The organism is Streptococcus sobrinus DSM 20742 = ATCC 33478, assembly GCF_000686605.1.
Lineage (GTDB): Bacteria > Bacillota > Bacilli > Lactobacillales > Streptococcaceae > Streptococcus > Streptococcus sobrinus.
This window is the reverse complement of sequence record NZ_JMLC01000001.1, coordinates 163,700-178,203: the sequence shown is the minus strand read 5'-3', so window position 1 is coordinate 178,203 and position 14,504 is coordinate 163,700. Positions and strand designations below refer to the sequence as shown.

Genomic DNA, 14,504 nt, shown 5'->3' with positions numbered 1-14,504 from the left:
AATTTCCCCCATTATATCATAAGAGGCTTGACCCTACAGGGTCAAGCCTCTTATCCATTCTAATCAGGTTTAATCTAGGCCAATTTCATCTTGGACAACCTTGGCAATAGTATCAACATAGTAGTCAACTTCTTCGGTTGTCGGAGCCTCCGCCATGACCCGCAGCAGCGGCTCTGTTCCACTAGGGCGAACCAAGATACGGCCATTCCCTGCCATTTCTGCTTCCATCTTCTGAATGACTTGAGCGATAACCGGAACTTCCATGGCCTTATCCTTCATGCTGTTTTCCACTCGGATATTGACTAATTTCTGTGGATAGATAGTGACTTCACTAGCCAGCTCCGACAAAGTCTTGCCAGTTTCCTTGAGGACCTTGGTCAACTGAATAGCCGTCAACTGACCATCACCAGTTGTATTGTAGTCCATGATGATGACATGACCAGATTGCTCACCACCCAGATTGTAGCCATTCTTACGCATTTCTTCTACCACATAGCGATCACCGACGGCTGTGACAACCTTGTTAATGCCTTGTGCATCGAGGGCCTTGTGGAAGCCAAGGTTGGACATAACGGTGGTTACAATGGTATTCTGAGCCAGTTTTCCTTGTTCAGACAAGTACTTCCCGATGATAAACATAATCCGGTCACCATCGACGATCTGTCCATTTTCATCCACAGCAATCAAGCGGTCGCTATCGCCATCAAAAGCTAGACCAATTTCAGCACCCACTTTTTTAACGGCTTCTTGTAGTTGTTCGGGGTGAGTTGAGCCAACACCATCATTGATATTGAGGCCGTCTGGATTTTCTCCGATTACCGTAATATCAGCATTCAAATCTAGGAAGACATCACGCGCAGAAACCGATGCAGCCCCATTGGCCGTATCAAGGACAATTTTCATGCCTTCTAAATCATTGCCAGAGTCAACTAAGAACTTTTCATACTTGCGCAGGCCTTCAGGATAGTCAACCAGGTTTCCCAGACCTTGAGCAGATGGCCGAGGAAGTTTATCCTCTGAATCATCCAAGAGTACCTCAATTTCAGCTTCACGATTATCATCCAACTTAAAACCATCACCGCCAAAGAACTTGATGCCATTGTCCTGGGCAGGATTGTGGCTGGCTGAAATCATAACGCCAGCACTAGCTTTTTCCGTCCGAACCAAGTAAGAAACACCCGGTGTGGCAAGGACACCCAGTTTATAAACTTCAATTCCAACTGACAGCAAACCAGCAATCAAAGCAGATTCTAGCATTTCTCCTGAGATACGGGTATCTCGGGCTACGAAAACACGAGGACGTTCGGTTTCGTGTTGACTGAGCACATAACCACCAAAACGGCCCAATTTAAAGGCCAATTCCGGTGTCAATTCAATATTTGCTTCTCCACGGACCCCGTCCGTTCCAAAATATTTTCCCATAAGATTTTAGTGCTTAGCACTTTCCTCCATTCTATACATTGCCTAACGAACTTTACTTCTTTGTTGTTGTCAATTTTACATCAACTTCTGATGGTTCTACGACTACCCCTTCTGGAACACCCAGTTTAACAGTTTTTGTCGTATTACTAGTGACATTGGAGATATTCAACTTGGCCGTCAGTTCACTAATCTTATTGAGGCTAGCCTGATCGCCTTGAATAACTGCCGTTGAAGTATCCAAACTATAGTTGATATTAGATAGGGAACTATCCATATCGCCGGTGAATTCGACCTTAATCGGAACCTTTTTAGTCATGGTTGAAACTTCCACAGATAAATTTGTTGTTTCAGGGCTAATGGTAGCCGCTAAAACATTACCACTAGCATCAACAGCCTGAAGATTAACCTTGCCATCGAAATCATCGGTTAGAGCCGATTCATTATCTGGTAAAGTCGCCCTGATATGGTCTATCTGGCCGATGGTTGCCTCATTACTGGTGACCTTGGCTTCATCAATATCTAAATCTGTTGATTTAACTCTATATCCCTTAGCTACCTGTTCATCAGAAATTTCCGCCTTAACTGGAAAGGTTTTTGTTTTCTTTTTCCCTATGGTAACTGTTGCCGTATTAGGCGAAATTTTAGCCGTCATGCCAGCTGGTAAATTACGAACATCCAGCTGAACCTTAGAAGTCCCCTCTTTAAGGTTGGTCAAGTCCGCTGTCACCTGAAAATTTCGAGTTGACTTATTGGTTTCCGTGGTCAAATTAACTCGGTTAGATGAACTCAGGGTAACTGTCACAGTCGAAGCATAGCCAGAAATATAATATTCGTTGCTATCATACTTAAAGTTGATTGGCACATTCTCAACGGTATCGCTAAAACTAGATGAATTGATTCCGCTAGAATTTCCTTTGTTGGTTCCATCACCGCTGATGACCGTCATAAAGATTAAGATAGCCAGAAGTAAGGAAAAGATAGCTGTACCAAACTGGCGAATCATGCGACGCTTTTGAAACCATCTTAGTCTATTATTTTTCACGCCTACGGCCTCCCCTCAACTGATTTAGGAGATTAGTCTTCTTAGGTTCTTCCTTGATCAATTTATCTCGTAGGAAGTTCTCTAGTTCCTCCCGACTCAAGTCGTGTAAAAATTCCCCCTTATAGGTCACTGAAAGACCCCCAGTTTCTTCTGAAACAACCAAGGTTAGGGAATCCGAGTTTTCCGAAAGACCAATTGCCGCCCGGTGCCTAGTCCCAAATTCCTTGGAAATCCTATCAGATTCTGAGAGAGGCAGGTAGGAACAGGCTGTCGCAATCTTGTTTCCTCGAATGATAACAGCGCCATCATGCAGGGGCGTATTAGGAATAAAAATATTAATCAAGAGCTGACTAGTTACATCAGCATCAAGAACAATTCCAGTTGCAATATACTCTTGTAGGGTCTGCGCACCCTCAATGGCAATCAAAGCTCCTATCTTGCGCGGACTCATATAGGCTACCGCCTTCATTAGGGCATCAATCAGCAGCTCATCTTCTGTCATATTATTGGTCTGGATAAAGGCCTGAGGCGTCCGACCAAATTTTTCAAGTCCTGTCCGAATTTCGGGCGCAAAGATAACAACCGCTGCGATGACTCCATAAGTGATGACCTGATTCATCAGGTAACTAACCATTGTTAAACCAATAATTTGCGCCAGAATACGCAAGAGAACAAAGAGGACAACTCCTTGTACCAGCGACATGATTTTGGTTCCTGCTAAGGCATTGATAAACTTATAGATGAGGTAGGCAACGATTAAGATATCTAAGATATTGATAATGACAGACCAAGGTGAATCAAAAATGGACCGCCAAAAGTCAGGATCTAAATTGATTAAATCGTTCATGAATTCCTCTCTTCTTATTTTTCTACTGTGAAAGTCAGCGACTTTTATTATAACATTTTTTAATCGGTTTTTCCTTATCATTCTAATATGAAACCACGCCGTACGCATGAAACAGATATTTCTGATACTGGTATGTTTTGAACTATTTTGATATTTTTCTATAGTAAAGTATCAAAAGTCTTAATTTTCTGTTGAAAGATTAGAATGATGAATGACAGAAAGCATTATTTTTCTCAAAAAATCTTTCGTGTGTCTGGCATATAATATGAGGCCATGCTCTTCATTTCAAAATATTGAAAGAGACTAGGGGACATTTTTAGTCTGAACTCAAGTGTAAAGGGGGGACTCAGAAAATTAGGTTCAGTAGCTGGCTTCCAGTGCAATCTTTCGTTTTCCACAAAGAGCCAAAGAAAAAGAGCAGGCTAGAATTCCTTAGTCAATAAGGCAATCAAAATCATACGGGCTAATTGACAAGATGAGGAACTCTATAGCGACAAAAGTAAAGTCAGAGTGAGGTTGCTCTTTGTCAAAATAGAGTAAATTCGATACAATAACAAAAGAATAATTCGTTAAAGAGGTAACTATATGCTTGGAGCAATTATCGTTGGAGCTATCATCGGAATGGTAGCTGCCAGTGTTACAAAGAGAAGCGATTCGATGGGGTGTTTGGCCAATATTTTTGCTGGCTTATTTGGTTCCTTCGTCGGCCAGTCACTTTTTGGTTATTGGGGTCCGTCTCTGGCTGGTATGGCCCTAATTCCATCCATAGCTGGTGCTGTTATTGTCATTGCTGTCATTTCATTTTTTATAGGTGACTAAGTTTGTTGAGCTTTTCTTTTGTTTGAGCAAATCTCGTCCAAGATTCTAAGCTGTTTCAGTCTTCTTGCTAGCCTCGCTTTCTTATTTTTAGGCGAGGCCATCTTCAATAGTTCTCTGTCTGCTCAACTATAAAAATACCAGCTCCACTAGAAACTAACTCGCTCTCTTATTTCTTAGCTCAAGGGAGACTCACGACAAGCACTAATATACCTTGTCTGCCTCCCTTACTAACACCCTTTGACTAGTAATATCGACTAGTCAAATCTCGTGTCGCTGGAAAAAATCATCCACTGGATGATTTTTTTCTGCTATAATAGTTCTTATGAAATTACAAACATTACTAGGGATAACAGCAGGGAAGTCGGCTCATTTTGTGCTCAGCAAGATGGGCCGGGGATCTACTCTGCCTGGCAAATTAGCCCTAAAATTTGACAAGGACATTTTAGATAGCATTGCCAAGGACTACGAAATCGTCGTTGTGACGGGGACCAATGGAAAAACCCTGACGACAGCTCTGACGGTTGGCATTCTCAAGGAAGCTTTCGGCGAGGTTGTAACCAATCCTAGCGGCGCCAATATGATTACTGGTATCACTTCGACCTTTCTGACCGCCAAAAAGGCCAAGTCCGGCAAGAAAATTGCGGTGCTGGAAATTGATGAGGCCAGTCTGCCTAAGATTACAGATTACATCACGCCAAGCCTCTTTGTTTTCACCAATATTTTCCGTGACCAAATGGACCGTTATGGGGAAATCTACACCACCTATCAGATGATTTTGGATGGGGCGGCCAAGGCCCCTCAGGCGACTATTTTGGCCAATGGCGACAGCCCCCTCTTTAATTCCAAGAAAGTCGTCAATCCTGTAAAATTTTACGGCTTCGATACAAAAAAAAGTCAACCTAAGCAGGCCCACTACAATACCGAAGGGATTCTTTGTCCCAAGTGTCAGCATATCCTAGAGTATCGCCTCAATACCTATGCCAATCTAGGGGACTACACCTGTCCTAATTGTGGTTTTGAGCGGCCAAAGTTGGATTATGCCTTGAGCGAGCTGACTGAAATTACCAATACAACTTCCAAGTTTATTATTGATGGTCAGGATTATAAAATCAATGTTGGCGGTCTCTACAATATCTACAATGCCCTAGCAGCCGTAGCCGTGGCTGAATTTTTCGGTGTCCAACCTCAGCAAATCAAGGCTGGTTTTGATAATAGCCGGGCCGTCTTTGGTCGACAAGAAACCTTTAAAATCGGCGACAAATCTTGTACTCTGGTCCTGATTAAAAATCCTGTTGGAGCCAGTCAGGCCTTGGACATGATTAAGTTGGCCCATTATCCATTTAGCCTGTCTGTCCTGCTTAACGCCAACTATGCTGACGGGATTGACACCAGCTGGATTTGGGATGCTAATTTTGAAAGTATCTTGGACATGGATATTCCGGAAATCAATGCTGGCGGTGTCCGCCACTCCGAAATCGCTAGACGTTTGCGGGTAACTGGCTATCCAGAAGATAAGATTACCCAGGCCGAGAGTCTCAAGGACATCATGACTCTGATTGAAAAGCAAGAGGAAGAGTATGCCTATATCTTGGCCACCTACACTGCTATGCTGGAATTTAGAGAAATTCTTGCCAGCCGGCATGCTGTTGGAAAGGAGATGCACTAATGGTCTATACCTCCTTACAGTCTCCAGACAATCGAGACTATAACTATGAACTCCACCTGGCCCACCTCTACGGCAACCTGATGAATACTTACGGGGACAATGGTAATATCCTCATGCTCAAATACGTAGCAGAAAAGCTGGGAGCCAAGGTCACTGTGGATATTGTTTCCTTGGACGATGACTTTGATGACAGCTACTACGACCTAGTCTTCTTCGGTGGCGGTCAGGACTACGAGCAATCCATTGTTGCCAAAAACCTGCCTCGCATTAAGGAATCTATCGGTCGCTATATCGAGAATGACGGCGTTCTCCTAGCCATCTGCGGTGGCTTCCAACTCTTGGGACAATATTACGTCCAAGCCAACGGCCAAAAAATTGACGGTATCGGTGTCATGGGCCACTACACCCTCAACCAAGAAAATAACCGCTATATTGGCGACATCAAGATTCGCAACGATGAATTTGACGAAACCTACTATGGCTTTGAAAACCACCAGGGTCGCACCTTCCTGGCTGACAACGAAAAGCCCCTGGGCATCTGCCTCTATGGTAATGGTAATAACAAGGAAGACCGTACCGAAGGCGTCCACTATAAGAATGTCTTTGGCTCCTACTTCCATGGCCCTATCCTATCTCGCAATGCCAATCTGGCCTACCGCCTAGTTACCACGGCTCTAAAAAATAAATACGGTCAAAACCTTAAGCTGGCCAGCTATGACGATATTCTAACTCAGGAAGTACCTGAAGAATACGCAGATGTCAAGAGCAAGGCAGAGTTCGAAAAATAAGGCTGATTCCCTAGCTTAAATAGCAAAAAGCCCAGACTAATCTCGGGCTTTTTCTTTGTTCTATTGTTCTCAGGTTCAAGGGAAAATGGTCATGACAGACTATTATTTATCCGAGTCCAATCAAGCTCTACAAAAACTTTCACCTCTTGTGAGATGAAAGTTCGCTTATTTTACTTAAGTCATCCTCTACTGCTTCTCATTAGGCTTACTTAATCATTATTTTCATCCATTTTACGACTACCAAGCAAGGTTAAAGTAGCATAGAGAACAATGCCAACACCAAAGGCTGCTAGACCGTAACCACTTGAGTCACCAGTTTGTGGAAGAGTTGTCTGTTTTTGAACTGGGGCAGCAGGTTTTGGATCAGCAACCTCAACTGGAATTGGAGTAGTTGGTGTTTGTGGCTGAGGTTTTGGTTGAGGCTGAGGTTTTGGAGTTTCAACAGAAGTTATTGTTTTGGGAATAACTGGTTTAACAGGAATCGGATTAGCAACAGTTTCCTTGACAATATTTTTATGCCATGTCAAATTTAAAGGGTCTGGTTTAGTTGGCTCTTTAGGATCTTCAACTGGTTTAGGTGGTTGAGGAGCATCACCCGGATTTTTAGGAACCGCTACAACAGAATTAGTAGAGAACCAGATTGTAGTCGGAATATAGGGATTATTACCACTAGCTTCAAAAGTAAATTCTTTACCCTTGTAGGTCATAGCTCCTGCACCGTAAAAAGCAGTTGCTGAGCGAGGTTGACCGTCAGCATTAATCGCATCCCAGCCATTCTCACCATCAGCGTCAAAGATAGCTCCATTTGACTTACGTTGATTTTCTTTATCAGAGTAGATATAATCGTCATGTAAGTCTACCGATGATCCCGGAATCTTGATAAATTCATTTTCACCAACAGAAACCTTTTCAATATGATTACCAAGATCGCTAATCCAGTGATTGAGAGAGGACAAGCTCATGATAGCTTTATTATCACTCATATCAATTTCATTATCATCCTCATCGTAAAAACGGATTCGCATGGTTACACTAACAGGTCCTTTTTCACCACCTTCTGGTACTTGCGCACCGATAAAGATTGTTTTGGTTGGATCATGGAAAAGTTCAACAATCGCAGAACCATCGGCACTTGATGAACTATTAAGCTTGTAAGTGATTACAACTTTCTTGATTTTTTTATCACCATAGCTAGATTTGGTTAAATTGCTGTAGGTCGCTGTTACAGTATCCCCCGTTTGCATCTTGAACCAAGTATCCTCAGTACCACTGTATGGGTTTTCCTCAGTTAACTTATCATTACCATAATTATCAGTGTTATAATGCTGCAAGACATCACTATTAGAAGTAACTTCCTGCATTCCTTTTTTAGTAATGTAGTTTTTGACACCTTCAAGGGAAATAACGGCTCCTGGTTCACTTTGGTAAACTAGGCCTTGAGCAGTTTCAACGCGTCCTGCAGCTGTGCCATTTTTAACCTGTTCTTGATAGTCTTGCCAAGCCTTCAATTTGGCATCATAATCTTTTTTGTTAGCTTGGTATTTCACTAAATCTTCTTGAAATTTTTTATCAAGTTCAGGCTTAGCTGCAAGAGCTCGTTGGTAGTTTTCAAGTTTAACCTTATATTGGTCGAGTTTTGCTTTTTGATTCGCCAAAGACTTTTCAATGTTCTCAGCTTGTTTTTGGTTATCAGCATGAGCTGCTTCAACATTTGCCTGTTCTTGAGGGTCAGCTTCAGTTAAATTGGCAGCTGGATTAACCGTGTCTTTGTTATCTTCATTAAACTTAGAAACATCAGCTTTAGCCGCTTCCAAATCTTGTGATGTCACTTCCGAAGTTGTCGTTGAAGTCCCATCTCCATTATCAACCTTGTTAATTTCTCTAACCGTCGGATCAGTAACTGGAGCTTCATGTTGATTGCTTGCAGCATTATTATTTCCGGCTTGAGCATCCTGTGATGCCGTTTGGTCCCCAGTGGCTGGTGCCGCTTGCTCTTGTGACGCAGTCGGTTGATTGGCTTGATCGTTGCTAACAACATCATCAGCAAAGGCTGTGTTGGTTGCAAAAACGGTCGCTAAAAATAAGCTACTAAAGAGCGTGTAGCTTTTGAGTTTTTTTGTTGTCATTCGATTATCCTCCCAAAGATAATTAAAAGAAAAAGTTTATTTATTCGATGAACTTCCATAACTCATTCAATACTCTCACACATTGAATCGTTACCTCATCATTAGGCATAGTAACATTAAGCAATCTATTTGTAAACTATTTTGTTCATTAAAATTATTTCAACTAAAAAATTATTGGAGCTAGCAAAAGAAGCAGTCCAAAAATGAACCGCTAATGCTAAATTTACTAGAAATTATGCTTTTTTATCTTAACCTCAAAGATACCGTTGATAATGATTGATAACTCCTGAGTCGTTTCATCTGGCAGATCCCCCGCCACCTCCGTCTTAGCATAAGGGTCTGGATACTCTTGAGCAATCTTTTTTTTTACAGTTGTCTTTGTAGCATGACCACGAAACATTCTCGGAACCCTTTCCAGATATTCTGGTTTAATCAAGGCCAAAATTTTCTCATCTGCTGTCATTTTTAAGGTCCTCTTTTTTTAATCTTGATTTAATCTATCACTTTTCCCACAAAAGGGGAATCATAATCACCTGTAAGATGGCTAGTTTGTGCAAAGACCATAACCCCCCCCCAAAAAAAACAAGTAACTATTCAATACTGTAGAAGAATAACATCATAAAAAGACCTGTCTCCATATAATGAGCAGGTCTTAACGTATTTTATTTTGCCAAATCAGGTGGATTCTTCTCAGTCTTCTTTACGCTTCATGCCTCCAAGAAGTGTCAGAGTTGAGAAAGCGACGATTCCTGCACCAAATGCTGCAAGGCCATAGCTATTAGCATCACCTGTTTGTGGCAGTACTTGAGCAGTTTGTGCTCGTTGAGAAGTTGCTGTTGGAGTTTCAGTCTTAGGAGCAACTTCCTTGGTGGTCGAAGGAGCTTGTGGTTTAACTGGAGTAGCCGGTTTCTCTGGTGTTGGAGTTGTAGACTTAGGTGTTTCTGGAGTTGTTGGGTTTTCTGGAGTTGGTTTTCCAGGCTTTGGCTCTGGAGTTTTGTTATCGGCTGTTTGCTTAACGTTAGCCCTGTTAACTACTACCTTAGCAGCATCCAACTTAGGCATTACTGGTGCTACTGGCGCTTCACCTGGTTGTTGCACTGCGAATGAATTTACAGCAAACCAGATAGCTGTTGGAACTTCAGCATTGTTACCTGAAGCTGAGATAGAGAATGGTTCTCCATCGTAAGTCATAGCTGCTGCACCATAGGTTGAAGAAGTTGTACGTTTTTCACCATCAGCGTTGATTTTATCCCAACCATTTTCACCATCACTATTGAGGGCTGCGCCATTGTTAACAAATTCGTTGTCATTTGGTGAGTAGATAGCACCATCAGCATTGAGTTTGATTGAAGAATCGTTGAAGGCAACAAACTTGTTATTACCAATATTGAGAACTTTTTCAACATGGTCGCCATATTGGGTTGTCCAGTGGTTAAGTGAAGCCAAGCTGATAACTGAGTTATCACCATTGATATTAATCAAGTTACCATTTTCATCGTAGAACTTAACTTGTATGTCCGCCTTGATAGCTTTAGATGGATCATCTGAAGTTTGGGCACCAATGAAGATAGTCTTGGTTGGGTCATGGTAGAGTTTTACAATAGCTGAACCATCGTTGCTGGTTGAATCAGTCAACTTGTAAGTTGTAACAACTTTACCAATCTTAGTTCCGAGATATTCAGCATTTCCAAGATTTGTATATGTTGCAGTAACAGTATCACCAACATTCATCTTGAACCATGAGTCTTCGTTAGGCGCATATGGATTTTCTGAAGTGAAATCAGAATCTGAGTACTTATCAGTATTGAATTGTTGAAGAATTTCGTCTTGAACGTGCTTACCTTGAGCTTCTTTGGTAACGTATTGTTTAACACCATCAACAGAAACTACAGCATTTGGTTCATTGTTGAAGACAAGTCCCTTAGCAACTTCTGCATTTTCAGGGTTTGTCAAATCTTTAACCTTAGCTTGGTAGTCATTGTAGGCTTTAACCTTTTCATCATATGCAGCCTTAGCAGCAACATATTCTTCATTTGCCTTGTTGTAATTAGCTAATTTTTCTTTATAGTCAGCAACATCTTTTTGGTACTGAGCCAAAGTGTTTTGAATTTCTTGGGCTTGTGCCTTATTGGCAGCATCTGCTTCTTCAACTGTATCGTAAGTCTTTGTTTCACCTTGAGAGATTGTCACTGGTGGAACAACAACGTTTGATTGCGTTGTGTTAGCATCTTGTGCACCACTCTTGTCAGTATTACCCTTGTTAGTGTTGTCAGTTGATGGTGTGTTAGCTTGATTGAAGCTATTAACATCATTAACGGCTTGTGTCAGTTCAGGTGATGTAACTTCAGATGTTGTTGTTGTTTTGTTGCCTTCAGTTTGTTGATCAATAACCTTAACTTGAGGTCCTGTAGTTGAAACTTGTGAAGCCTGGTTATCAGTCGCTGTGTTAGCACTTGTGTCTGTAGCTTCATCCGCAAGTACTTGTTGACCTGCAGCTAGTGTAGTCAATACCAAACCACTAAGAAGTGAGTATTGCGTCAATTTCTTCTTTCCCATTTTGTAACCCTTCTAGATTATAAAGATTTAGCAATTGTTACAACAATATTTTTCATGTAAACGTCTTGCTATGTCAATTAGTGTAACAAAATGGTTATCAAAAATCAAACTCATACGCCCTTTAAGAATACTTTATAAAAAAACTCAATACTCTTGTATTTTTTATGTAATATTTGTTATTTGGGGGTAATTTTTCTTTCAAAGCAATGTTGCATACCGCAAAAAGTTACGAGGCAACGATAGCTTTTGCGACTTCTTCTCGGCTAATCCCTGAAAAGTAGTGACTAATATCAAGGGACTTAAGATGCTCCAATATATCGCTGTATTCATAGCGACTGCCAAGCAAGGCCTGCTCAACATCACTAACATCTAAAACTCCGAAAAAATCTCCATAAATTTTGATGCCCTTGATGACAGAGTTCTCGACCTTGGCAAAGGTATTGATTTTACCAGCTGTGTAGCGGACATTGCGTTCAACCGTATAATCAGGTGCCTGTCCATAAGTCCAGTCCCAGGTATTAAATTGTTCCTGATAGAGCTGGTCAATTCTTGCTAGGTCCTTGTCATCGAGGACATACTCAGTCATATCAGGATAGAGCTCCTTCATCTTGTCCAAAATCTTATCAGAAAATTCGTCAACACTTATCTTTTGAGGCAATTGACTGAGAATATTGGTCACCCGGGCTCGGACAGACTTGACCCCTTTAGATTCAATCTTATCCTTGCTAACCTTTAATGCCTTTGCAAGGACAGACATATCAACATTAAATAGAAGGCAACCATGGTGCATCATTCGTCCCTTATAATAGGCTTGAGCATTACCACAAATTTTCTTACCTGCAATTTCCAAATCGTTTCGCCCGGAGAACTCTGCTTTAACACCTAGATTCGCCAAGGTCTTAATGACGGGTTGAGAGAAAGTTTTGAAGTCAAAGGCTCCCTCGTCGGACTTGTTTGAAATAATGGTGTAGTTGAGATTGTTAAGATCATGATAGACGGCTCCACCCCCCGACAAGCGGCGAACAACACGAATGCCATGAGCATCGGTATATTCTTTGTTAATCTCTTGAATAGCATTCTGATGTCGACCGATGATAATGGCTGGCTCATTAATCCAGAGGATAAAAAGTTCATCCTCATCAACTAACTCACGAAAGGCATAAGCTTCTAGAGCAACATTATAGGCTGGATTATGGGAATGGTTGACAATATATTTCATAGATTCTCCTTCATCATTAAAATAAACTGGGAACTTGATTTTTCAAGAAGACAAGAAGTTCTCAAAAGAAAAGAGTCCAATTTAGGAACTCTTTCCCTACTTAATAGACCTAGTCTCATTTGCGTTTTGGTGGATTATGAATGGCTTCTCCCAATACATCCGCAAAAGCTTCATAGAGAACTTCTGAGAAGGTTGGATGTCCGTGAATGGAAAGTAAGAGCTCATCAACGGTTAGTTCATTCTCCATAATAGTGGACGCTTCATTAATCATTTCAGCGGCAGATGGGCCAATAATATGAACACCGAGAATTTCATGGTACTTGCTATCAGCAACAACTTTGACAAAGCCTTGGGCTTCATTTGAGGCTAGAGCCCGACCATTTCCCGTGAAGCTGGCCTTTCCGATTAGGACATTGCCATACTTCTGCCGAGCCGCCTCTTCAGTAATTCCGCACATGGCCACTTCTGGATGAGTGTAAACGGCTGCCGGTGTGTAATCAAGGTGTGCCTTGCGAACATTACCCCAAACCACATTTTCTGCTGCTACCTCACCCATCCGGTAGGCGGCATGAGCTAACATCCTTCGTCCATTAACATCGCCGGGAGCATAGATTCCTGGAACGGAAGTTTCTTGGTAGTCGTTGACTTTAATCCGGCCACGTTCTAACTCAAGATTGAGATTTTCCAAGCCATTGAGCTGAGGCACCCGACCGATTGAAAGGAGGGCCCTATCTGCGACGACTTCTTGACCATCATTGAGTTTGAGAGTCAACTGATTATTGGCTTCCACAATTTCAGCTACTCCAGCCTGAGTCTTGATAATCATGCCCTTCTTGGTCAGAATTTTTTCCAACTCCTTGGACACTTCCTGGTCCATAGCCGGAATAATCCGATTAGCCATTTCGATAACAGTAACTTGAACACCATAGGAGGCGAAGACCAGGCCCAGTTCAATACCGACAACACCACCACCCATAACAGCCAAAGATTTTGGTAATTCTCGTAAATCAAGGATATCATCAGAAGTCATTACCAAGGATGAGTTAATACCAGGGATATTAATCCGAGAAACTTTAGAGCCTGTTGCTAGGATAATGCTATGCCCTCTAATAGTAGTTGATCCGATAGTGACGGTCTTGTCAGGATTAACGGTTCCTAGGCCGTTGAAAATGGCAACCTTATTGGCCTTGAGCAAGCCACGCACACCGCTGGTCAAGGTCTTGACTACTGAGTTCTTGAAATCAACCGTCTTATCCATATCAATGCTATAGTTGGTTGAAGCCAGATTGATACCGCGACCCGCTGCAATTTTCAGACCATCGAGAATTTCAGCATTCTTAAGGTAGGTCTTGGTTGGGATACAGCCCTTATTGAGGCAGGTTCCACCGAACTCTGACTTTTCAACAATGGCAACCTTGGCACCCAATTGGGCTCCCCTTATAGCAGCGTAATAACCAGCAGGACCACCACCGACAACAATCATGTCGTATTCATCCTCGGCTAGCTCCGGCTTGCCAGCAGCCACCTGAGTTGGTTGGTCAGACTTGGGAGCCTTTGGCACCTGCAGACCTGCTGCCTGCAAATCAGCAGATACTTGGGCCACTTCTGACGCAGGTTCTGATGCACTAGCGGCTGCAGTTTCCACCACTTCTCCTTGGGCACCGATATAACCAATGATCTCGGTTACTGGGACCGTATCACCAGCTGGATGGACAATTTTCAGGAGAATCCCTGAGCTTTCGGCTTCCAGCTCCATATTGGTTTTGTCGGACATAATTTCCAGCAGGATGTCCCCTTCTTGAACACTCTCTCCTTCTTGCTTTTTCCATTCTATGATTTCACCCTCGGACATATCTACACCGAGCTTGGGCATTATAATTTCTACTGCCATCTTTGATATACCACAAGCGAAAAGAAGCGACTGAAACTAGAAAAGGTTAAAATCTTGATTTGTAAGAAATTCAACTTTTTTCTGAAGATTCCGTTGGGATTCAATCAGAAACCCCATAAGCCTGCCTT

Annotated in this window: 11 protein-coding genes; 3 read left to right on the top strand and 8 right to left on the bottom strand. The window is 42.1% G+C overall.

Annotated features, from left to right (window positions below):
* Positions 1 to 69: 69 nt before the first annotated feature.
* From glmM to cdaA, 3 genes are read right to left on the bottom strand one after another with little or no spacing between them, the layout of a single operon-like run.
* Positions 70 to 1,422 (bottom strand): phosphoglucosamine mutase, encoded by a 1,353-nt coding sequence (gene glmM, locus BS63_RS0100850; RefSeq protein WP_002960166.1) that lies wholly within the window; start codon positions 1,420 to 1,422, stop codon positions 70 to 72.
* Positions 1,423 to 1,474: 52 nt separating this feature from the next.
* The gene (locus BS63_RS0100845; RefSeq protein WP_019770698.1) at positions 1,475 to 2,464 is read right to left on the bottom strand and encodes a CdaR family protein; all 990 of its coding nucleotides are present in this window, start codon (positions 2,462 to 2,464) and stop codon (positions 1,475 to 1,477) included.
* On the bottom strand, positions 2,454 to 3,311 hold the full coding sequence (gene cdaA, locus BS63_RS0100840) for a diadenylate cyclase CdaA (RefSeq protein ID WP_002960164.1): 858 nt from the start codon (positions 3,309 to 3,311) through the stop codon (positions 2,454 to 2,456). Before cdaA ends, BS63_RS0100845 begins: the two co-directional genes overlap by 11 nt.
* Positions 3,312 to 3,896: 585 nt before the next feature.
* Here cdaA and BS63_RS0100835 point away from each other — a divergent pair.
* The 3 genes from BS63_RS0100835 to gatD all read left to right on the top strand — a co-directional run bounded on the left by BS63_RS0100835 (position 3,897) and on the right by gatD (position 6,584).
* The gene (locus BS63_RS0100835) at positions 3,897 to 4,130 is read left to right on the top strand and encodes a GlsB/YeaQ/YmgE family stress response membrane protein (RefSeq protein WP_002960163.1); all 234 of its coding nucleotides are present in this window, start codon (positions 3,897 to 3,899) and stop codon (positions 4,128 to 4,130) included.
* A gap of 322 nt (positions 4,131 to 4,452) precedes the next feature.
* Positions 4,453 to 5,796: a lipid II isoglutaminyl synthase subunit MurT gene (gene murT / locus BS63_RS0100830; protein WP_021673752.1), complete on the top strand. Its 1,344-nt coding sequence runs from the start codon at positions 4,453 to 4,455 to the stop codon at positions 5,794 to 5,796.
* Positions 5,796 to 6,584, top strand: a complete 789-nt coding sequence (gatD, locus tag BS63_RS0100825; protein WP_002960161.1) for a lipid II isoglutaminyl synthase subunit GatD — start codon at positions 5,796 to 5,798, stop codon at positions 6,582 to 6,584. The genes murT and gatD overlap by 1 nt, the downstream gene beginning before the upstream one ends.
* 209 nt (positions 6,585 to 6,793) lie before the next feature.
* Here the strand turns inward: gatD and BS63_RS0100820 are convergent, their stop codons facing one another.
* The 5 genes from BS63_RS0100820 to lpdA all read right to left on the bottom strand — a co-directional run bounded on the left by BS63_RS0100820 (position 6,794) and on the right by lpdA (position 14,376).
* Positions 6,794 to 8,710 carry a GbpC/Spa domain-containing protein gene (locus BS63_RS0100820; RefSeq protein ID WP_002960160.1) on the bottom strand — a complete coding sequence of 639 codons (1,917 nt, stop codon included), beginning with the start codon at positions 8,708 to 8,710 and terminating at the stop codon, positions 6,794 to 6,796.
* Positions 8,711 to 8,936: 226 nt separating this feature from the next.
* Entirely contained in the window at positions 8,937 to 9,173 is a 237-nt protein-coding gene (locus BS63_RS0100815; protein WP_002960159.1) for a hypothetical protein, read from the bottom strand.
* Between the two features lie 227 nt (positions 9,174 to 9,400).
* Positions 9,401 to 11,266: a GbpC/Spa domain-containing protein gene (locus tag BS63_RS0100810; RefSeq protein WP_019769418.1), complete on the bottom strand. Its 1,866-nt coding sequence runs from the start codon at positions 11,264 to 11,266 to the stop codon at positions 9,401 to 9,403.
* A gap of 226 nt (positions 11,267 to 11,492) precedes the next feature.
* Complete coding sequence (gene lplA, locus BS63_RS0100805; RefSeq protein ID WP_002960154.1) at positions 11,493 to 12,485, bottom strand: lipoate--protein ligase; 993 nt, start codon at positions 12,483 to 12,485, stop codon at positions 11,493 to 11,495.
* 115 nt (positions 12,486 to 12,600) lie between these two features.
* On the bottom strand, positions 12,601 to 14,376 hold the full coding sequence (gene lpdA / locus BS63_RS0100800; protein ID WP_032798523.1) for a dihydrolipoyl dehydrogenase: 1,776 nt from the start codon (positions 14,374 to 14,376) through the stop codon (positions 12,601 to 12,603).
* Between the last annotated feature and the right edge of the window lie 128 nt (positions 14,377 to 14,504).

What these genes read in the sequence shown, in the direction of transcription:
- murT (WP_021673752.1), top strand. Translation starts at nt 4,453, where the DNA reads ATGAAATTACAAACATTACTAGGGATAACAGCAGGGAAGTCGGCTCAT.
- gatD (WP_002960161.1), top strand. Translation starts at nt 5,796, where the DNA reads ATGGTCTATACCTCCTTACAGTCTCCAGACAATCGAGACTATAACTAT.
- BS63_RS0100820 (WP_002960160.1), bottom strand. Translation starts at nt 8,710, where the DNA reads ATGACAACAAAAAAACTCAAAAGCTACACGCTCTTTAGTAGCTTATTT.
- lplA (WP_002960154.1), bottom strand. Translation starts at nt 12,485, where the DNA reads ATGAAATATATTGTCAACCATTCCCATAATCCAGCCTATAATGTTGCT.
- lpdA (WP_032798523.1), bottom strand. Translation starts at nt 14,376, where the DNA reads ATGGCAGTAGAAATTATAATGCCCAAGCTCGGTGTAGATATGTCCGAG.
- glmM (WP_002960166.1), bottom strand. Translation starts at nt 1,422, where the DNA reads ATGGGAAAATATTTTGGAACGGACGGGGTCCGTGGAGAAGCAAATATT.
- BS63_RS0100810 (WP_019769418.1), bottom strand. Translation starts at nt 11,266, where the DNA reads ATGGGAAAGAAGAAATTGACGCAATACTCACTTCTTAGTGGTTTGGTA.
- BS63_RS0100835 (WP_002960163.1), top strand. Translation starts at nt 3,897, where the DNA reads ATGCTTGGAGCAATTATCGTTGGAGCTATCATCGGAATGGTAGCTGCC.
- cdaA (WP_002960164.1), bottom strand. Translation starts at nt 3,311, where the DNA reads ATGAACGATTTAATCAATTTAGATCCTGACTTTTGGCGGTCCATTTTT.
- BS63_RS0100815 (WP_002960159.1), bottom strand. Translation starts at nt 9,173, where the DNA reads ATGACAGCAGATGAGAAAATTTTGGCCTTGATTAAACCAGAATATCTG.